Raw genomic sequence first — 21,572 nt, forward strand, 5'->3', positions numbered from 1 at the left:
TTTTTATCTATCAATTTATGGAAGATAATAAAAAGAGAGGCTCATCTTAATTATTACAATATAACAAAATCCATTTAACAATATTTTAGAAAGGAAGCGATTCAAGTGAACTATAAGAGAATTACAACAAAACTTACAGTAGGAATTTTGGCAGCGAACTTACTCCTTTCCCCCGTCAATACTTCAGCTGCAAAAAAGACATTTCCAGATGTACCAAAGTGGGCGCAACAATCCGTTAACTACTTAGTAGAGAAAAAAGCACTTGACGGAAAACCAGATGGAACCTTCTCACCCTCTGAACAAATTGACCGTGGTTCAGCTGCAAAGTTAATGGCTATGATACTAGGTTTAAAGATTAACAAAGAGGCAAAACCGTCGTTCCAAGATGCCAAAAACCATTGGGCAGCTCCATATATTGCAGCGGTTGAGAAAGCTGGTGTCATTAAAGGGGATGGAAGCGGTAACTTTAACCCTTCTAAACACATTGATCGTGCTTCTATGGCCTCTATGCTTGTTGAAGCTTACAAACTAAACAATAAAATTATCGGTGATTTACCAACGCAGTTTGGTGATTTACAAGGACATTGGGGCGAAAAACTAGCGAATATATTAGTTGCACTAGGAATTTCAAAAGGTACTGGCGATGGCTGGAAACCACGTGGTATTGTAACGCGTGCAGAAGCAGCACAATTTATTGCACAAACAGATATGAAAAAAGCAGATACGGCAAAAAGAATGTATATGAATAGATATTTCATTACATATCATCAGCCATCATTATCCTCAGGGATTACATCAAATCAGCATGCACCGCAAATCATTGTGGTCAAAGAAAAACGTGCAGATGGTTGGTTAAAAATTGTAACGAATAAAGGTGATAAATGGACTCCGTTACAGGAAAAGAGAGAAGCGATTCATAGTACATTTACTACGTATCAAGAAGCATCGCATTCGTCTAAAGTATTAGGCACATATGCTCCGCAAACAGTAACAGTTATTGAAGAAAAGGGTAGTTGGATTCGCATTCGGACAAATGCTGGTTTCCAATGGGTAGATAAAAACCAATTAACCCCTCAAAACAAACAAGACAAACAAAATAAACAAAATAAACAAAATAACTTCTTAGAAGGAAAAGCAATTATTATCGATCCAGGTCATGGCGGGATAGATGTCGGGCATAAAGGGATTTATATGAATGAAAGCCCAGTTGTATACGACACAGCAGTACGCGTGCAAAAACTATTTGCTCAAAAAACACCGTTTACTGCACTGCTAACACGTGATGCACATTCAAGACCAGGAAAAGATTCAAAAGACTCTCTAGTAAAACGAGTGGAATTTGCTCAAAAAAATAAAGGTGATATCTTTGTAAGTATTCATGCGAATGGTTTCAACGGCAGCGCACATGGTACAGAAACTTTCTACTACAAAGCTCCAACGCAAGAAGCAAATCCATATGTAAATGATAGTCGTGTACTGGCTGAAAAAATTCAAAAGCGTCTGATAACGGCTCTTAAAACACGTGACAGAGGTACAAAAATAGGCAATTTATATGTCCTTCGCGAAAATACAATGCCATCTGTATTAACAGAACTTGGCTTTGTAGATAATCAAGCAGACGGAAAAAAATTGGCTTCACCTGAATGGAGACAACGCGCAGCAGAAGCCATCTATGCTGGTATCCTAGATTACTATGCATGGAAAGGCCATAACGTGTCTGCTTATTACTAAGTCAATCCATATATCCAAAGAACGAAAGATAAATTGAACATTCATGAATAGTAAAGTACAGGAAAAGTTGTATTTTCTCATATAAATCTTCAACCATTATAAAAAGAGCAATCCAAAAACATTTCTTTTTGGATTGCTCTTTTCTATACATCATTATGCTGTTTTGTTCGCTGGACTTTTTCTTTCGTGTCCAAGTTGTACAATTAATAGGAATAATGTTGATAGAATACCACCTGCAAGTAGTAAGATAAAGCAACCATCCCAGCCAGAGTGATCAACCATGAATCCGATGATTAAGTTCGCTGTTAAGCTTCCTCCTACATAAGCAAATAGACCGCACATACCAACTGTTGTACCTACTGCAAATTTCGGTACTAATTCCATTGCACTTAAACCAATTAAGAACTGAGGAACGTAAATTAAGCAACCGATAACAGAAACAGCAATACTTACAACCAGTATGCTAGTTGCCTGCCAATATACAATCGTTCCAACAACAACACCAGCCATACTAATTACGCATAGCGGCATACGTTTTCCTTTAAATAATTTATCACTTAAAAGACCAACTAGTAAGGAACTTGGAATTGCCATTCCTTCAAAAATAGAATACGCTGCATGGGACTGCGCTTGCGTAAATCCTTTTACAGTCGTTAAGTAAATTGGTACCCAGTTAATAACACCAAAGCGAATTAAGTATACGAATGCATTCGCAATACATAAGTACCAAACAAATTTATTTTTCACAACATATTTCATTAAAATGTCTTTTGGTGACATTTTGTTTGCATTGTCTGCTTTTTCAAGATTTTCATAGTCATTACGATATTCATCAATTGGCGGAAGACCAGCAGATTCTGGTGTATCCTTTGCATTGATCCACATAAGAACTGAAATTACCATTGCAATTATCGCCGGGAAAATAAACACACCGGCTTGCCAATGACTTTCACCGAAAATCCCTACACCGATACCAACAAGTGGTGGTACAAGCATGCCGCCGACGTTATGTGAAATATTCCAAAGCCCTGTTTTGGTACCACGCTCTTTCTTTGAGAACCACTTTGTCATTACGGTACTACAAGGCGGTGCCCCCATCCCTTGGAAAATATTATTGAAAACTAATAATGTTAAAATCATTCCAAATGAAGATGCAAACCCAAAACAAATATTTATAATTGCTGATAAGAATAAACCAACCGCAATAAAACGCTGAGCATACGCTTTATCTGATAAATTCCCCATAAAGAACTTACTTAGTCCATATACAATCGCAACAACGGAACCTAATAAACCAATTTGCGTTGTACTAAAACCGTATTCCTTCATTAAATACGTACTTGATAACGTAAAGTTACTACGAACTAAATAATACGCTGCATATCCAACTGAAATCCCAATTAACACGCGGATGCGTAACAGTCTGTATACTTTATCAATCATATCCGTTGGTAATCGTTCTATCGCTGGTGCTGGTTTTAACCATTTAAACATACCATCTCTTCTCCTTTATCTACTTTTGAGAGAGACGCTGTCTATTCCAAATCTCGATAAGCCCACTATTTGATATATCTTTATTTGTTCTTCTCACAGGCTGACCTTCTATTTCTTTCTGATTCTTCGCAAGCATAGTCGGCACGCCAAACGAAACTTTCTCTAAAATATGCCCCGCTTCTTCCGATAAGCAATAATCAATAAATAAATCCGCTAGAATACCACCTGGTGCATCTCTTAGTTTCGAAATGGCGTTCACAGATAACCCTGTCTGCCCCGGCACTTGACTTACAATCGGAAAGCCCTGTTTTTGAAGCATTCGCTGATCTCCTATAAAGTTAATTCCGATCAAATATTCCCCACTTGCTACATACTCAGCCGGCATATATCCATTAATTGTCACTTTCGCAACTTGATGGGCAAGACTTTTCACATACCCTTTTGCTTCTTCTTCACCAAATGTATCAATAAATGATTGGAACAACGTGTAGGCAGTTCCTGAAATATTGGGATTCGGCATGACCACTTTCTCGGCATATGCAGGGTGTAATAAGTCTTTCCACTCCTTCGGATAAGAAAGTCCTAGCGGCGCAATTTCTTCATTCCACCGCTCCTTATTCACCATAATCGCAAGTTGTTCTACTTCATAGCCATACCAAAAGTCATCTTTATCTTTAACAGCTGTAGAAAGACGACTGGCATGCTGACTTGTAACCGGAATGGATAGCTTTTTTCGCTTCATCGTTTGATGCGCATCTAATGTACCACCAATAATAATATCCGCCTTCGGACTTTTCGATTCCTCTTCTACTCTTCGTAATATTTCTTCTGTCGAAAGGCGAATAAACTCATACGTACACCCGCGCGGCTTACAAAATGATGATAGAAGCGCTTCACCTACTTCTTCACGAGCCGCTACATACGCAACAAGATGACGATCCTTTAAATTTGGAAGACCATTTTTATGATATTGAATAGAGGTTGTATCTCGAGAGCAACTAGACATCGCTCCTCCCATTACAAGCAAAAAAAGAAAAAAGGCTATCTTTCTCATGAAACATTCTCCTTTACAAGCAAATCAGCTAGGGAGCCTTTCATATACATGACATTCCCATTATTATCACCAAGATACTGCACAACGAAGTACGAAGGGTAGACAGAGATTGTCAATATATCCTCACGATGATTCGCAACGTGCTTTCCTCTGTGATAAGCAGTCACATAAGCAATCGGTTCATTCTGTGATTGCAATAGCTTCTGAATTTCTCCATAATCTGTTATTTGTTTTGCTTGCCGAATCGAATCTAAAATTGGCGTAAGATCCACCGTACGTACCCTTCCGCCTTGCTTTATCACAACTTCCTGCGCCGAGGCAAAGAATTTGTAAATCAACTCCGGCGTATAATAGAGGCTTAGTAAATACGTTTGAAACGCAGAAACCATCGTATTCATGCCCTTCTTGCCGTATACCTCTGCCCCGTACTGGAACAAGTCACCTACTGCAAAAGTACGCTTATGTCCATTCAAGTATGTTACTTCTCCAGTAAATACTTGTTCCTGGACCTTCGCTTCTGTTTGCTCTACTTTCATTCGATCAAAGAACGAAACGATCGCATGTAGACGAACTTCATCCGTTACAACGACTTCTCCCCACTTCTCATGCTTTACTCTTACTTCAGTCGGAAGAGATTCATTCGATTTTTCTAAAACGGCTTCTTTATCATCCACAATTGTAATGCGGTTATATAACTGCTCCTCTAACATATAAAACAATATGAAAGAAGCAATGATACAAAAGACAAAGAAAAGAATTTGAAATGATAGCCTTTTCATTTCTGCCTACCTCCAAGATAAAAAAACGTTGTTTCGAAAATACCGCATAATTGTTTCATAAATGTATCATTCAACCGCTTTCAAGTTTTTTATATCTTCCATATGCCTTGGCAATAAAAATGTCAGCGTCACAATCGTTCCCACTTCCGCGCTGCTTTCAATCTGCATGCTTCCGCCTTGCTTATTCATAATCTCCTGGCAAATGGATAAGCCATAGCCATTTCCATAACTAGAAGTAAGCTTTGTCCCTTTTGAAGAGCGATTCCATTCAGCTAGCACTTCTTCATCCATGCCAATTCCGTCATCATACATCCTTACTTTTGCTTCCCGTTCATTCATCGTAACACTCAAACTTATCTTTGAAGCATCACTATACTTAATCGCATTATCAAGCACATTTAAGAAAATCTGCTTTGTCTTATCAAAATCCGCCACAACATATATTTCCGGTAATTCATGAATTACCTCAATTTCAAATTGCTGCAGGCGCGGAGTAACAATGGAAATGGCTTCGTCTGCTAACTCCTTTATATTCACAATCGTTGGCGACACTTCAAACGTACTCGTTCCGTATTTTGATGATTGCAAGAGTTCCTCCACAAGCGATAATAATCGATGACTTTCCACCGAAACATAACGGAGACTCTCCTTTATATCTTCCCTTGATTTTAACTTTGGAATTAAATCGACATACCCAATAATCGCTGTAAGGGGTGTTTTTAACTCATGTGTAATTCGGTCTAAGAAATCCTTTTGCTTTTCCTTCTCTTCCTTCAGCTGCGATATATGAAGTTCAATCCCATCCGCCATCGCATTAAAGGACGCAGAAAGCTGCGCAATTTCTACATATTCATTCAGCTCAATCTTACTTTGATAATCGCCATTTGCGAGCCGCTGCGCCATTTGCCGTAACTGATCAATTGGCTTATGAAGTGAATTTGCTAATCGAATCGCAAAGAAAATTCCTCCTGCAACTAAACAAAGCGATGTCATAAGAAACGTCCAGCTCACATTTGTTAAAATCTCCTTCTCATCCTTTAGCTCACTAATAAAGCGAATGGAGCCAATGACATCGTTTCCATAATAAACCGGACTTGAAAATAAAAGGAGCGGCGCTGGTTCATTATCTTCAAACACATACGCTTTCTTTCCTTGTAATGACTTCTCAATATCGACGTTCTTATGAAGCAATGCCCCTTTCTCCGTATCTGCCACAACGTCTCCATTTCTCCCAATCATCTGCACGCGGACATCCATGCGTTTTGCTAAATAAGATGCCACTAGAAGAGAACTTTGTCCGATTTTCTCTACTTCTGCTTCCTTCTCTATATAATTCATCGTATACATTTGCGCTTCTACACTTAGCTTCTCTAAGGAAGCCGCTGCATTACGATACATATTCTTCTCAAGCGCAATATAAATCACTGTATATAAAAGACAAAGAATCGGAATCAACAATCCGACAATGCCAAACACCATATTTCGTTTTAACGACATCTCATCACCTAACAATCCAGCTTATATCCAACACCGTAAATTGTCTTAATATGCTCACCACTTGCCTTAAGTTTCTTTCTAAGGCGCTGCACCATAATATCCACCGCTCTTGTATTCCCGATATACTCAAAGCCCCACACCTTCTCAAGCAATTCTTCTCTCATAAATACGCGCTGCGGATTCGAAACAAACAGCTTACATAAATTAAACTCCCGGTACGTCAGCTGCACTTCCTCTCCATTCACATGCACCTTCCGTTCCTTTGGACAAACGACAATCTCGCCAGCACGAATCACCTCATGATTCTGAGGCACTTCCCTCTTCGTCACGCGCCGCGCCATATTCTTCACTCGAAGAATCAGCTCGGCATAATTAAATGGCTTCGTCACATAATCATCTGCACCAAGCTGAAGCCCAAGCAACTTATCATTCATCTGACTCTTCGCTGTCAGCATCAGCACCGGAATATCGCGATCCCTCTCCCGAAACAAACGAAGCAACTCATATCCATCTATATCCGGAAGCATCACATCTAAAATGAGCACATCCGGCCCATCTTCCCATCTCTCTAGCGCCTCTTTCCCACTAGCTGCCGTCAGTACCTCATATCCTTCGATCTCCAGCTGCATCCGAATCAAATTCCGAATGCTCGATTCATCATCCACCACGAGAATTTTCATCTGTCTCCTCCTTTCATCGCATATTTTAGTATAGCAAATATCGTACAAAAAAAGAGAGGCGATCATCGAACATATTTTGTCGATGATCGCCTCTTTTTTATCATTACTATTTATTATTTAAACTAAAAATTTTTATATACGGAATCAATTTACTTTTCATATCCATGTGGCTTACTTTGATGCCAATTCCACGCATGTTCAATAATCGTTTTCACGTCTACATACTGCGGATTCCAACCTAATTTTTCTTTCGCTTTTTGAGAAGAAGCAACTAAACGAGCTGGATCTCCTGCTCTTCTTGGCGCTACTTCTGCTGGAATTTCATGATTTGTAACTTCACGAACTGCTTCCACGATTTCTTTTACACTAAAGCCATTACCATTCCCTAAGTTATAAAAATCACTTTCTCCACCATTTTGCAAGTCTTTCAATCCAAGATAATGAGCTACCACTAAATCATCGACATGAATATAGTCACGGATACAAGTACCATCTGGCGTATTATAATCATCACCAAACATCATAATCTTTTCACGTTGACCTAAAGCAACTTGCAGTACAAGCGGAATGAGATGCGTTTCTGGACGATGATCCTCACCAATGATACCGCTTGATGTTGCCCCAGCTACATTAAAATATCTGAAAATCTTATACTTTAAGTTAGAAGCTTGGCTATACCAATGAAGCATCTTTTCAATTGCTAACTTTGTTTCACCATACGTATTTGTTGGATTTGTCGGGGTTTCCTCTGTAATAAGCTTCACATCTACCTCGCCATAAGTTGCTGCGGTAGACGAGAAAATAAACTTATCTACGCCAAACTCATCCATTACTTCAAGTAAGCAAAGTGCGCCATACACATTATTATTATAGTACTGAAGTGGCTTCTCCATACTAACTCCAACAAGAGAATCCGCTGCAAAATGCATAACCGCCTCAATGGTTTCCTTTTGAAAAACATTTCTTAAAAATTCTTTATCACGAAGATCTCCCTTATAAAATTTTGCACCATCTGTAATCGCATCTTCATGCCCTGTTTGCAAGTTATCCACAACAACTACAGATAAACCTTCATCTATTAATTTCTTTACAGCGTGAGAACCGATATAACCCGCTCCACCACAGATTAAGATTGAATTCATATGCATCTTCTCCTACCTTTTTATTTAAATCCTATCCATTTATCTACCAATCCTATATTATATAATTTTGATACAAAACTATATAAAAATGAACCCAACTCCTTTTATTAGGAGTTGAGTTTATACATCATTGTGTTAATTCAAGATGCGCTTTTAATTTATTTGTTAACTCTTGTTTTGCGTGATCTGTAACATAATAGTACCAAATGCCGTCAGCTGCTTTATGACCATCTCCTGGGATTTGAATTTCCTCACTATTTTTTAAACAATCTTTATAGTTTTTCTGCATCTCAAACATTTGATCCTGTGTTAAATTCGTCTTCACGTTCTTTTGAATTGCATTTAATACATCACCGTAGTTTGTAAGTGAAGAGAAGCTTGCTCCTTTTTTAATAACAGCTTGCATCACTTGACGCTGACGCATTTGACGTCCAAAGTCTCCACGTGGATCTGCCTTACGCATACGAGTATATGCTAAAGCCTCATCACCTGTTAGGTGGATATTTCCTTTCGCAAAATGATGCTTGTCCTGTGTAAATTCTAAATCATTATTTACATCTACTCCATCAACCGCATCAACAATATCCTTAAATCCTTCCATGTTCACTTCTATATAGTAGTTAATAGGAATATTTAAGAAATTCTCTACTGTCGCAACAGACATGTCTACTCCACCGAATGCATAGGCATGGTTAATCTTATCTTTCTTTCCTTTTCCCACAATCTCTGTGTACGTATCACGAGGAATACTTAATGTTTTCATAGAGTTCGTTTGTGGATTGAGCGTAATAACCATAAGAGAGTCTGAACGTCCTTTATCAGCTCCACGTTCATCTGCTCCTAGTAATAAAATTGAAACAGGCTTAGACTTACTAATTTTTTCTTCCTGCTTATTATTTTCATCACGTTTTAAAGGTTTATGAACTTCATCTAATGTTTTTGAAACGGAGGAATAAATGTTGTAGGCGTAAATTCCTCCACCTATAATCATGATTCCTATAACTCCTAATATCCATAATAAAATCTTCTTTTTCATTCTTTCACCTTTCTTTCTTTAACCAACAATAACTCCCTAATTATAAAGATTCAGTTCCCAAATTTAAGACCATACCTAATTATACGATATATTTCCCTTTTTAGCATTTACCCTCAAGATATTCCTCTCCAACCACAAATACTACACCAATATGTCCATCTAAAACAATAGACGAATAACATTTTTCGTTATTCGTCTATTTAAATTTATTATTATCCCTTATTCCTTCTTTTCTCCAAGAGCAAATGTAATTTCTGCTTCACAGGCAATTTCACCATCTACTGTCGCAACAGCTTTTCCTTTTCCAATTGGACCGCGTACGCGTGTCATTTCTACTTCTAATCGAAGTTGATCTCCTGGGCGTACTTGCTTTTTAAAACGGCAATGATCAATTCCTCCAAAGAAGGCAAGACGTCCACGATTTTCTTCTTTCTTTAATATCGCAATTGCTCCGACTTGAGCCAATGCTTCCACAATTAATACCCCCGGCATGACTGCATAGTCAGGAAAATGCCCATTAAAAAATTCTTCGTTTGCAGATACATTTTTAATTCCAACTGCGCGCTTTCCCTCTTCTACTTCTAATACTTTATCAACTAGCAAGAATGGGTAACGATGCGGAATGATTTCTTTAATTTGTTCTATGTTTAACATGAAAATATCGCTCCTTCTTCCATATTGGTCTTACCACTAGGATATATATTATTATCCCATTTTGCCAGTGGTTTGTCATTATAAAAAAGAAACGCTATTTATTTCATAAAAAAATGCACACACTCTTTTCTCAATAACAAGCTTCGTATAATAAAAATAATTACAGCTGACACGGAGGTAGAAAGAAGTGTGTGCCCAAGTTAGGGAAAGGCAATATATGTACCAAAACATTTGTTGCCTTAAGTGTCGTATTCACAACTCATTATATATGACAAAAATAAGAAAGAAAAATCTAATTTACATCCATTTTTCTATTAATTTCTTGTTTTTAGTATGTATTTCTTTATTTTCCTTATGTTTTCTTAAATGTTATATTTTAATAATAGGTTAACTTTTTATAGTAAATTCACTTTAATTTTCTCAGAAACCACAAATTTATCTATTCCCTGAATATTGATTAGCTAAATAAATTATAATAAAACCCATTTTTCACCTATCAAAAAATGGGTTTTATTATAGCTAATTAAGAACTACTTCCCTTTCTAATAATTGTTTCATGTAGTCCAATAACTCACTCTTTAATTCATCATGTTGTAATGCCATCTCAATAGTCGTTTGAATAAATCCAAATTTTTCTCCAACATCATAGCGTTTTCCTTCAAAGTCATATGCAAATACACGTTGAATTTCATTTAGACGTTGAATTGCATCGGTTAATTGAATTTCACCACCAGCACCTGTCTGCTGATCTTCTAAGAAGGCAAAAATTTCTGGTGTTAAAACATAACGACCCATAATTGCTAAGTTTGATGGCGCTGTTCCTTGTGCTGGCTTTTCGACAAATTGACGCACTTGATAACGACGACCACTTTGTTCTATTGGATCGATAATCCCATAACGATGCGTTTCGTTTTCTAACACTGTTTGAACCCCAATAACAGACGATTTTGTTGTTTCGTATTGATTCATTAGTTGACGTAAGCAAGGAGTCTCTGCTTGGACAATATCATCACCAAGCAATACTGCAAATGGTTCATTACCAATGAATTTACGCGCACACCAAACAGCATGTCCAAGGCCTTTTGGTTCTTTTTGTCTTATATAGTGAATATTAATCCTGGAAGACTCTTGTACCTTTTCAAGGATTTCGTACTTTCCTTTTTCTAATAAATTTTGCTCCAGTTCAACGGAATGATCAAAGTGATCTTCAATTGCCCGCTTACCTTTTCCCGTTACAATAATAATATCTTCAATTCCAGATTCAATCGCTTCTTCGACGATATATTGAATTGTTGGTTTATCAACAATTGGTAACATTTCCTTTGGCATTGCTTTTGTTACAGGTAAAAAACGTGTTCCTAGACCTGCCGCTGGAATAATAGCTTTTTTTACTTTCTTCAACACAATTCCTCCTAAATATAGCTTCAATACTACATAATATCTTGTTATAATTGCACAAGTATACCTCTTATCTTACTTTGAAACATCTACAATAGAAATTTGATTTACCATCAAACCATTAATAGAAAATTTAAAATCAAATTTATTGGAACGATAAATGTATAATGAATTATCTTCAGATTTTAATTGTCCCTCACCCAATTGTTCTATCAATTTAGACTTTGGTATACTGACATGTTTAATATTTATTTCCTTCGCTATTGATTGATTATTATATAAAACGTCAATATCTTTATGCTGCGTTAATATTCCATTTAATAATTTTTGCTGTTCTTGTGGAACTCCTATTATACTCGTTACATTTTCTCTATTCTTCCCTAAAAAAGCAATGAATCTCTCAAAGCCTTGAGGTAATCCATCTAATTTCTTTAGCTTATTAACAGTCTCGTCATATGGCAAAGCATTCTCAAATGGAATCGAAGCAACTATAGCCTCACTAATCCATCCTTCCTCGCCATTATCAAAAACAATTTTTAGCCAATTGACTCCAGATTCCTGATCTATTTTTTTATCTTGTACTAGAAACTGTGTACCAAACACTATCGTAGCAACTACTTTTCCCTCTAAGTTTGGCATACTTCTTACACGAGCTTTGGCAGAACTGACATATCGAACATCTAAAGTAGCAATTGGATTTACTTCTTTTTTAACAGTTTTCTCTTTATTAGTATGGGTTTCTGTTTTCTCTTTTGCCTGTAAGTAATGCAATATATTATCTTTTTGCCAAAATGTCATTCCACCTAACACAGTAAGCAATATAATAATAAGGCTTTTTCCATACTTATACTTTCTTTTGTCTTTTTTTCGAGGTGTTTTTTTTCTTTTCAATATAGATATATACTTTTCATCTTCTTTTCTTGCTTCATCTAAAGCACCATGGATTTTTGTTAGCCCTTTTCCAGCTTGCTTGTCCATTGCCTCTTTTTTAAATTTTCGTTGTTCTTCTTTACTCATTTCTTTATATTTCTTTAAAAAGCTCTCATATTTCGGCATAACTTCATAAATAGGCCCGTAATCTCTAATTTCACCATATTCGAGCCATAAGGCCTTTGTACAAAATTTCTTTACTTGCCCTAAAGAATGACTAACAAAAAATATTGTTTTCCCTTGTTCTTTAAACTCATTCATACGCTTTAAACATTTATCTGCGAATGTCTGGTCTCCCACTGATAAAGCCTCATCAATCACAAGTATATCAGGATTAATACTAACGGAAATGGCGAAACCTAATCGTGACTTCATTCCACTAGAATACTTTTTAACTGGCATATCAATAAACTTACCAATATCAGCAAACTCGATAATTTGAGGTGTTAATTCTTCAATTTGTTTTTTGCTTAACCCGAGCATTAAACATTTAAGCTCAATATTTTCTCTACCCGACAATTGATTGTTAAGTCCAGCTGCAATTGCAATCAGTGCTACTTTCCCTTTAACATCAATTCTTCCAGATGTAGGGGGAGTAATACCAGCAAGCAAATTAGAAATTGTTGATTTCCCAGAGCCATTGATCCCAATAATACCAATAACATCACCTTTTTTAGCCTCAAAATTTAAGTTTCGCAATGCATAAAAATCTTCTCCATATCCTTTAGGATATATAATATCCTTTAACTTATCAGAGTTTTTGCTGTGCATTTTATATTTTTTTGTTACATTATGAAACTTCACTGAATTATTCATCTTTACAATCCTCATTATAGATAGTCTACAAAGTGTTTTCTAAATTTCACATGTAGCGTTGCACCAATCAATAACATTAAAAAGACAATGATCCAAAAATAAAGCGCATATTGAATATCTTCATAAATCCATCCTGTACCTAAAAATGAATCTCGATAACCTTCAATGATATAACACAATGGATTTAATTGCATAATCTTTTGTAGAATAGTTGGTAACTTATCTGGTGTCCATAAAATAGGTGTTAGATACAGTAACATGCGCATTAAAGATTGAACAACCATTTGAACATCGCGCACAATTGTAGCTAATGTAGAAGTTATTAAAGAGAATGCAAATATAAACATAAGTGTTGCAAACATATAATATAAAAGTTGGATATAGTGAATCACGATTCCTTGACCTGTTGTAAGAAAAATAATCGTTACAATACCAACTAATATTAAGTGTTGATAAAAGTTTGATATAATTACATAACTCGGAATCACACTCATTGGAAAATTCATCTTTGAAATCATATTTAACCTAGTATAAATGGACTTAGAAGCTTGTAGAATAGACGGACTAATAAAAAACCAAACTGCTAACCCAGACATAAGCCAGTATACAAATGGTGCTCCATCTACGCCTTTTCCTCCTCTTATTCCAATCCCAAATACAAACCAATAAATACTCATTTGAATTAAAGGATTCAATACTTCCCAAACAAGCCCTAAATGATTGCTATTATTTGTACTTTTCACTTGATAAATAGATAAACGTTTAATTAAATAAAGACTATTTATCTGCTCTTTTAACACTAAAATCATTGAATTCATCTTTTTATTATGCCTCTCTGAAGAATATTCTCTCTACTACTCGCTTAGAAGCAAAACCATCTTCTAAATAACAATATTTGTTGTAGAAGTTATCGTATTTAGCTGCAAATTCATCTAGTCCATTTTTTTCAAACCTCAAGATTTCTTCTATCACTTCTTCTGTATTTAATACAACTGGACCAGGAACTTCTGTCTCTAAATCAAAATAAAATCCCCTTAACTTATCTCGATAAGAATCAATATCATATGTGTAAAAAATGATGGGGCGTTTCAAATTTGCATAATCAAAAAAGACTGAAGAGTAATCTGTAATTAACAAGTCGGATAATACATACAATTCGTTTATATCTACATGTTTTGAGAAATCATACACAAATCCTTTATATGGTTCCAAATTAAATTGTTCTGCCACTAAATAATGCATACGTAATAAAACAATGTAATCAGAGCCTAATCTTTTTTGTAAGAGACTTAAATCTAGTTGTAAATCTAGTTTGTACCGCCCTTTACTATAGAATTGATCATCTCTCCATGTTGGTGCATATAAAATAATCTTTTTATCTACAGGTAATCCATTCTTTTTCTTTAATGTATTAATTGCTCTAGAATTATTATTTATATATAGAAAATCGTTACGAGGATACCCTATCTCAACAATATTCTTTTTAAATTGAAAAGCTCTCTTAAATATCTCCGTTGAATATTCATTAGGAGAAAGTAAATAATCCCAGTTTTGTGCTTCTCGATGAAAGTTATGTTTATATTTCTCTGTTGTAGTCCCTGGCATATGCACTTCTTTCATATCCCCTGCTAATTTTTTTAGTGGAGTTCCGTGCCAAGTTTGTACATAAATAGTATGTTTCGGTTTAGGTAACCATAGGGGCATCCGGCTATTTACTACCCAGTACCGTGCACGAGCTAATAAAATAAACCAACGAATTGAAAATCGTTTTACATATGAGATATTTTCTTTGTCAAACTGTTTCGTATGATTTTTATTTACACTCCAAACTATTTGAAAATCCATATTATTACGTACTATATATTCATAAATCGCACGTGGATTACAACTATATTGTTTCCCTGCATAACTTTCAAACAAAATCAATTTTTTTTTCGGAGGCAAACAACTACAAAAAATAAATATTACCTTACATATTTTTTTTACAATATAATGATTTTTTATTCTTTTTACAAAGCTCATATTATTATACACCTTCTAATTCAATCACTTTATGCTCACATACATTAATGCGAAGCTTTACCCTTCTCCATTTTGCCCATTAATATATCTACTTCTTCTTTTGCACTCTTTTCATTGAATAATATATACATCGCATTAGTAACCGGTATTTCAATGCTTTAATTCTTTAGCTAAATAATATGTTGCTTCAGCTTCTGCTATCATTTCTATATCTAGTACTTCTTCTAAATTATATCTCTTACTAAGTACATTTCCTACTCGCTAATTACTGAAACTTTTTTCCAAACAATCCTCCTTATCAGCTCAACAATACTATTTACATAAAAAGCTAAGTGAATTATATTAATATCACTTAGCTTTTTGAATTTTCCACTTAAAATATCATGAATATATGAGCTATACTATAAAACTGAAATCAAAAAAATTAAATTTTAATTAGCTCTACTTTCTATTTCATGAAATAAAGATCTCCACTTTTGAACATAGTTTTCTAAAGAAAAGTTATTTAGCACTTTCTCATGAGCTTTTTTACCCATTTCGATAGCTCGTTCAGGATTATCTAACAAGTATGTCATCTTATTAGATAACTCCCCAATATTTTTATTCTCCACTAAAATTCCGTCTTCTCCATTATCAATAATATCCTTAGGTCCAAATAGAACATCATAACTAATAACAGGAGTTGATTGGTACATAGACTCTAACATCACAAGGCCAAATCCCTCATATCTCGAAGTTAAAACTGTATATAAAGATTGACCATAAATCTCCTTTAAATTAGTGGTATACCCTTTTAATTTAATATTTTTCTCTATCTTAAATCCACGAATTAACTGGTTTAATTCGTTTTCAAATGGGCCCTTTCCATATAGCTCAAGCCTTGCATCAGGATGTTTCTTTAAAACAATTTATTAACAATTTTTTCAGATGCCTTTCCATCATCATATTGATTGTATTTTTCTTTAAAACGCATGATTCTTTCTCGATACCTTTCAGGGAATGTAGCAATATCTTTTATTTCATTCACGAGTGTATCTGTATCTTCAATAAGCGGACCTGGTGCCTCCTCTTTAAAGTCAACATACATACCTCGTAGTTTATTTTTATAGTTGTCATAATCATACGTATAAAACAACATCGGTTTATTTAATAGTGAATAGTCAAACATGACTGACGAATAGTCAGTTATCAAAATATCTGCAATTAAATACATGTCTCGAATATCATCATAATGAGTATAGTCATAAGCAAAACCTTTATAATTACTTAGTGAAAATCCTTTTTTCGAGAAATGATGTAGTTTAACAATAAAAATGTACTCATCACCTAGCTGTTGTTGCAACTTATCTAAATTAATAGGCATTTTAAATTTACCTTTTGTTCGCCATGTTGGAACATAAACCATTACCTTCTTATCTAAAGGCAGCCCCATTTTTTTCTTGATCTTATTAACACTCTCTTTATTGTTGTCTCTAAACAATTTATCGTTTCTTGGATAACCAACTTTTAAGAACTCTTTGCTAAAATCATATGCACTTTTAGCAATTTCAGAAACATAATCACTTGGAACCGATAAATAATCCCATCTATAACATCTTCTTAAGAATTTTTCCTTCTGCCTTTCTCCAACAACTTCTCCTGGAGCATCTAGTCCTAGCGTTTTAAGTGGTGTTCCATGCATTGTTTGAATTTCAATCACCTTTTTACGCTTTTCATAGAAATCTGGGAAATTAACATTATTTACAAAGTATTTAGCTGTCGCTAGATAATAATAATATTTAAGTGAATTAATTCTAACGGTCTCTGCATTTCCGGGCATATCTACATGATGATCTCTCAAAAACCAAACTGTTTTATATTCCCTTTTATATTCATTAATATATTCATATAACGCCCTTGGATTACATTCAAAGTTTTTCCCCCAATAAGATTCAAAGACCACTGTTTTCTTTTTCAAAGGTAACAATCTCATTAAAGGATATAATACTTTTCTAATGATTTCTTGTCTTCTTGGACCTCTTTCAATCCATTTCCATTCAGGTTCTACTCGCAATCTTAACAGATTTTCCTTCTTTGAACGATAAATCACATATTTATAGTCTTTGAAAATAGTACGTACACTATCTACGTTTTCTTTTCTAAACTCTATTTTATTTTCCAGATTCTTCTGCCCAATTGTCCTTAACTTTAACTGCCAACGCCCGTCTTCAAACATAGATACTTTGTCTTTATACAACGGAAATTCAAAATATAAAAGCGTATGTCCTTTATTAATTTCAAAATTGCTCATGTTCACAATTACTTTTTCATGTCCATTTATTTTTTCAATCACTAAACATTGTTCAATTTTCTTTCTGTCAACGCCCAGGTAAAAATTATTGGCAATCTTAACACTTAATTCCGCTCTATTCTTAAAAATCTTTAATGACTCTACTTTAGGAGAGAATTTGTCCACTCTAACTAGTAAGTTTCCTGCTGGACTATGATCAAACTCTAATTCATTCGCACCAACACTACTGATTTCATTAAATTTGGGCGGCATAAGAGTTAAAGCATTTTTTTTGTCATTTACAACAATATGTCCAAACCAATTACCACGTTCCTTCACCTTACTTAATTTTGATGCTTCTATAAGCACCTTAAACGCATTCATATTATCTGTTTTTTGTAATGGTTTTATAATGGATTTTCTTAAATCATAATTAATTAATAGTAGTTGTGAGTCTTTAATCGGAAATGAAGTATTCCCTTCGATTATTAAATATTTCTTATCTCTATATATTTTGGTAACTGTTGATTTTGTTCGACTCACTTCTAAGCGAATATCCCATGCAGCATTATACTTTGGGTAAATAATATTCGTATCAATAATTCTATACTTCGGTTTAGTTTTCAGTCCTGCAGCTGGCTGTCCTAATCTAAACGTTCTCTCAATTCCATCATTTTTAATAGTATAAAAAATATAATATTTCTCACTTGTCAGCTCATAGGATTTTAAAATATCAGCAAAATTAATTTTCATTTCAAATCCAGACCAGTTATAGTTAAAAGTTTTTTTCAGAGGAACCTTCGAACTTACTGCAATACCTCTTTTAGCTGTAATATCTGTTCTTTTTTGAATTGTTATATCTTCCACTGGAATTCTAATCGATCCTTGCTCATCACTTATGAAAACATCAATTTTAACATCCGATTTGCTTTTTGCATTTAAATTTTTAATGTAAGCATACCCTTTGATTGTTAAGCAATCATCATTCCAACTTACACTCTCCACTCTTCTAACTGCTTCAAATTCTTCTTCCAATACCCTTAGTTCCATTGGTAGCTTTTCAATATAAGGATAATCAGCAACATAAACGCCACCCTTTTTAATTGGCTTCGAATTCTTCAGCTCAGTTTTTTGGAACTCTAACAACTCTAACAATTCCTGTTTCTCGTTGTTTTTTACTAACTGATACTTCAATCGATCAATAACTTTTAACTTTTTAAATACAGATAAATCTACTTTTTTCAAATACTTTGATACACTTTTGAAATATGTGTTTATATATTCATCATCAGCTTGATCAAGTTGATTAAGATATACTAGTAAGTCAATACTAAGGGTTTTTAAATCTTTTTCTGCTTTGACTTTCCCATCAATATCACTTTCACTAAAGTGTTGATCTACCATACTTAAAGCTTTCAAACGATCCGTTAAATTATTAATATCTGTTCTTTGCTGCGTAATAGATTGATCCCCCGCATCACGTGCTCTCCACTTATATACAATATTCGTTAACACATCTACACTTTTTGCTTTAAAATGAGCTGGAATCGTTACCGGTATATCCTCATATAGCATTCCCTCTGGAAATCGAAATTTATGCTCCTCCCAGAAACTAACTTTATAAATTTTATTCCACGCAGTTGTGTCGTAAAGTAATTCTGGTGACTTCGTAATATGGGTCTTTAACTTGTTTTCACTGAAGACTTTCTTATGCAATACAGATGGAAATTCCTTAGTAGAATTAAATCTCATAACATTTCCTATAATGAAATCTGAATCGGTTTGTAAAATCGTATTCATCATAATCTTATATGAACCGCTAGGAATTATATCGTCTGAATCAACAAATGTCACATAATCTCCTGTAATAAATTCATAACCAAAGTTTCGTGCATGCCCTAAGCCGCCATTAGGCTTTTTATATGCATAAAAGTTTTTATACTTCTCAGCATACTGAAACATAATATCGGCGCTATTGTCCTGCGAACCATCATCAACCATAATTACTTCATAATTATTATATTCTTGATCTAGTAATGAATCGAGACACTCTTCTAAATATCCCTCTACATTATAAATAGGCACTACTATGCTTAATCTAGGTAAGCCCATTGACTTATCTCCCCCTAAAAATATTCAATATATCGTTAACTTCTACAATTAAATAAACATTGTAAAGTAATACATCCATTTTAAATAGCAATTTTTCTCTTATTTTTCACAACTAAATAAATAATTCACTAAATTTTCACTTAAACTTCCATAAGAGTACTCATTCCATTCTAATTTAAACTCTCTTAAAGTTTTTATATCAAACGAATTCCCTTTAATGACTTGAATTAATTCACTCGTAGTGTACACAATAGGACCTGGAACATTGTTTGGACAATCTCCAACCAATCCTCTTCTTTTTGCATACTTTTTCAAATCATATAGAAAAAATATAATTGGTTTATCTAAAAGACAAAATTCAAATGGCACAGATGAATAATCTGTTATTAAAATATCTGTTACTAAGAATAAATCATTAATATTTGGATACAAAGAATAATCATATAAAAAATCAGTATACTTATTCTTGTATTTCAATTCATTTCTTACTGCAGGGTGTAGCTTGATTAAAACAATATACTCATCTTTTAGAGACTCGTATATAGCATCTATATCTAAATGCAATTTAAAATCTGTTAATTCTTTATCCCTAAAAGTTGGTGCATATAAAATCACCTTTTTATTTTTAAGATTTGGATTTATCCTAAGGAGATTATCTTTAACATTTTGTTGTCTCTGCTTATCAAAAAACAAATCTGTTCTCGGGATACCTGTTTTTAATATATTATTATCAGATAAAGCAAAAGCTTCTTTGTAGATATCAGCAAGCGCTTCAGATCCTACAACAATCTTGTGGAAATTTTTATAAACATTCATAAATCTATTTTGAGCTCGCAAACTTCTTTTTTTAAACGAAGGAGCTAATAACCCAAACTTTTTAAAGGCACCTGCGGCATGCCAAATTTGAATACATTGTACTCCTCTTTTAAAACGAACTTTGGCTAGTGACCCAAAATAATTATCGATAATAACATATCTAGATGTAGATAAATGATAAACAGATTTTATGGTATGGAATATATTTTTTGTTTCAAATTTATAAGATTTCACATTAGAATAACTATCTATTTCATATTTACATGTAGATTTATACAGAAAAATTACCTCATAATCTAAACCTCGTTTTTGTATTTCATCGTAAATGAAAAATAAATTTTCTCCATAAGACATAATAAAAGTAACTTTCTTTTTAATTGGAAACACCTTCATGATACAATGCAAAATGCTAAATATCATTAGATAGATTTCTATAACTAATTCTCTTATCATTTATTCTTATCTAGCAACTAGTAATAGTTCTTGCTTAATTTTCGTTGTTGAAATACCCGCTGTACGTGGTAAATATATAACTTCACAGTATTCTTGTAAAAAATCAAATTCACCTTCCCAGTCATCGCCCATCACAAAAACATCTATATCATACTTTTGTACATCTCTCACTTTTTGTTCCCAATTATGTTCAGGAATTACTTCATCCACATACCGTACCGCTTCTAAAATCATTTTACGATTTTCATAACTATGATAAGATTTTTTGTTCTTTAATTTATTAAACTCATCTGAAGAAACAGCAACAATCAAGTAATCTCCTAAGTCTTTCGCTCTTTTCAATAAATTGATATGTCCCCAATGTAATAAATCAAATGTTCCATACGTAATTACTTTTTTCATAGTTTAAGCGCTCCCCTAATAAATTGTTTTTTAGATTTATAATTAAATAAAGTAGCTTAAAACAGGGATTCATCACTTACCCTAAAATGCTACTTCCATCCTTTTAAAAATCAGATTATTTAGAAATAATTTACATTAAGTTCACATGAAATTCACAAAGGTGATTATATCATAATTTATGTTGACAAACCATGACAAACCTATAACAATTCTTGGCACTTTTATTTATGAAATTGCTTTCTTTTTTATTGTGATATCTTCTAACCTAATTTCTTTATTCATGAAAA

Annotated in this window: 17 protein-coding genes; 1 reads left to right on the top strand and 16 read right to left on the bottom strand. The window is 34.0% G+C overall.

Features of this window, described 5'->3' with window-relative positions:
• The first annotated feature begins 105 nt into the window (after nucleotides 1-105).
• Nucleotides 106-1,731: an N-acetylmuramoyl-L-alanine amidase gene (locus MR056_RS06710; RefSeq protein ID WP_242136533.1), complete on the top strand. Its 1,626-nt coding sequence runs from the start codon at nucleotides 106-108 to the stop codon at nucleotides 1,729-1,731.
• A 153-nt stretch (nucleotides 1,732-1,884) separates the two neighbouring features.
• On the opposite strand, the gene pgtP is transcribed toward MR056_RS06710, so the two are convergent.
• The 16 genes from pgtP to tagD form a co-directional block, all read right to left on the bottom strand.
• The gene (gene pgtP, locus MR056_RS06715; protein ID WP_210351862.1) at nucleotides 1,885-3,225 is read right to left on the bottom strand and encodes an MFS transporter; all 1,341 of its coding nucleotides are present in this window, start codon (nucleotides 3,223-3,225) and stop codon (nucleotides 1,885-1,887) included.
• Between the two features lie 19 nt (nucleotides 3,226-3,244).
• On the bottom strand, nucleotides 3,245-4,279 hold the full coding sequence (locus MR056_RS06720; protein ID WP_012096239.1) for an ABC transporter substrate-binding protein: 1,035 nt from the start codon (nucleotides 4,277-4,279) through the stop codon (nucleotides 3,245-3,247).
• Nucleotides 4,276-5,058, bottom strand: a complete 783-nt coding sequence (locus MR056_RS06725) for a DUF3919 family protein (RefSeq protein ID WP_012096240.1) — start codon at nucleotides 5,056-5,058, stop codon at nucleotides 4,276-4,278. Before MR056_RS06725 ends, MR056_RS06720 begins: the two co-directional genes overlap by 4 nt.
• Nucleotides 5,059-5,124: 66 nt before the next feature.
• Nucleotides 5,125-6,555 carry a sensor histidine kinase gene (locus MR056_RS06730; RefSeq protein WP_012096241.1) on the bottom strand — a complete coding sequence of 477 codons (1,431 nt, stop codon included), beginning with the start codon at nucleotides 6,553-6,555 and terminating at the stop codon, nucleotides 5,125-5,127.
• Between the two features lie 8 nt (nucleotides 6,556-6,563).
• Nucleotides 6,564-7,235: a response regulator transcription factor gene (locus tag MR056_RS06735; RefSeq protein ID WP_012096242.1), complete on the bottom strand. Its 672-nt coding sequence runs from the start codon at nucleotides 7,233-7,235 to the stop codon at nucleotides 6,564-6,566.
• A 149-nt stretch (nucleotides 7,236-7,384) separates the two neighbouring features.
• Complete coding sequence (galE, locus tag MR056_RS06740) at nucleotides 7,385-8,377, bottom strand: UDP-glucose 4-epimerase GalE (RefSeq protein ID WP_048723518.1); 993 nt, start codon at nucleotides 8,375-8,377, stop codon at nucleotides 7,385-7,387.
• Nucleotides 8,378-8,504: 127 nt separating this feature from the next.
• Nucleotides 8,505-9,413 (bottom strand): polyisoprenyl-teichoic acid--peptidoglycan teichoic acid transferase TagU, encoded by a 909-nt coding sequence (gene tagU, locus MR056_RS06745; RefSeq protein WP_048723520.1) that lies wholly within the window; start codon nucleotides 9,411-9,413, stop codon nucleotides 8,505-8,507.
• A 219-nt stretch (nucleotides 9,414-9,632) separates the two neighbouring features.
• Entirely contained in the window at nucleotides 9,633-10,067 is a 435-nt protein-coding gene (gene fabZ, locus MR056_RS06750; RefSeq protein ID WP_048723522.1) for a 3-hydroxyacyl-ACP dehydratase FabZ, read from the bottom strand.
• 519 nt (nucleotides 10,068-10,586) lie between these two features.
• Nucleotides 10,587-11,468 (bottom strand): UTP--glucose-1-phosphate uridylyltransferase GalU, encoded by an 882-nt coding sequence (galU, locus tag MR056_RS06755; protein WP_048723524.1) that lies wholly within the window; start codon nucleotides 11,466-11,468, stop codon nucleotides 10,587-10,589.
• A gap of 72 nt (nucleotides 11,469-11,540) precedes the next feature.
• Complete coding sequence (gene tagH / locus MR056_RS06760) at nucleotides 11,541-13,211, bottom strand: teichoic acids export ABC transporter ATP-binding subunit TagH (RefSeq protein WP_048723526.1); 1,671 nt, start codon at nucleotides 13,209-13,211, stop codon at nucleotides 11,541-11,543.
• Nucleotides 13,212-13,225: 14 nt separating this feature from the next.
• Nucleotides 13,226-14,029, bottom strand: coding sequence for an ABC transporter permease (locus MR056_RS06765; protein WP_048723529.1), 804 nt, complete (start codon nucleotides 14,027-14,029; stop codon nucleotides 13,226-13,228).
• 7 nt (nucleotides 14,030-14,036) lie between these two features.
• The gene (locus MR056_RS06770; RefSeq protein ID WP_048723531.1) at nucleotides 14,037-15,233 is read right to left on the bottom strand and encodes a CDP-glycerol glycerophosphotransferase family protein; all 1,197 of its coding nucleotides are present in this window, start codon (nucleotides 15,231-15,233) and stop codon (nucleotides 14,037-14,039) included.
• 431 nt (nucleotides 15,234-15,664) lie between these two features.
• Entirely contained in the window at nucleotides 15,665-16,141 is a 477-nt protein-coding gene (locus MR056_RS06775) for a glycosyltransferase (RefSeq protein WP_094398368.1), read from the bottom strand.
• Nucleotides 16,132-19,614 carry a bifunctional glycosyltransferase/CDP-glycerol:glycerophosphate glycerophosphotransferase gene (locus MR056_RS06780; protein ID WP_048723534.1) on the bottom strand — a complete coding sequence of 1,161 codons (3,483 nt, stop codon included), beginning with the start codon at nucleotides 19,612-19,614 and terminating at the stop codon, nucleotides 16,132-16,134. Before MR056_RS06780 ends, MR056_RS06775 begins: the two co-directional genes overlap by 10 nt.
• A 99-nt stretch (nucleotides 19,615-19,713) precedes the next feature.
• Nucleotides 19,714-20,883: a CDP-glycerol glycerophosphotransferase family protein gene (locus MR056_RS06785; protein ID WP_242136534.1), complete on the bottom strand. Its 1,170-nt coding sequence runs from the start codon at nucleotides 20,881-20,883 to the stop codon at nucleotides 19,714-19,716.
• Nucleotides 20,884-20,889: 6 nt separating this feature from the next.
• On the bottom strand, nucleotides 20,890-21,285 hold the full coding sequence (gene tagD, locus MR056_RS06790) for a glycerol-3-phosphate cytidylyltransferase (protein ID WP_048723538.1): 396 nt from the start codon (nucleotides 21,283-21,285) through the stop codon (nucleotides 20,890-20,892).
• Nucleotides 21,286-21,572: the final 287 nt, after the last annotated feature.

It is taken from the genome of Bacillus cereus group sp. BfR-BA-01360 (assembly GCF_022663595.1).
Classification (GTDB): Bacteria; Bacillota; Bacilli; order Bacillales; family Bacillaceae_G; genus Bacillus_A; species Bacillus_A cytotoxicus.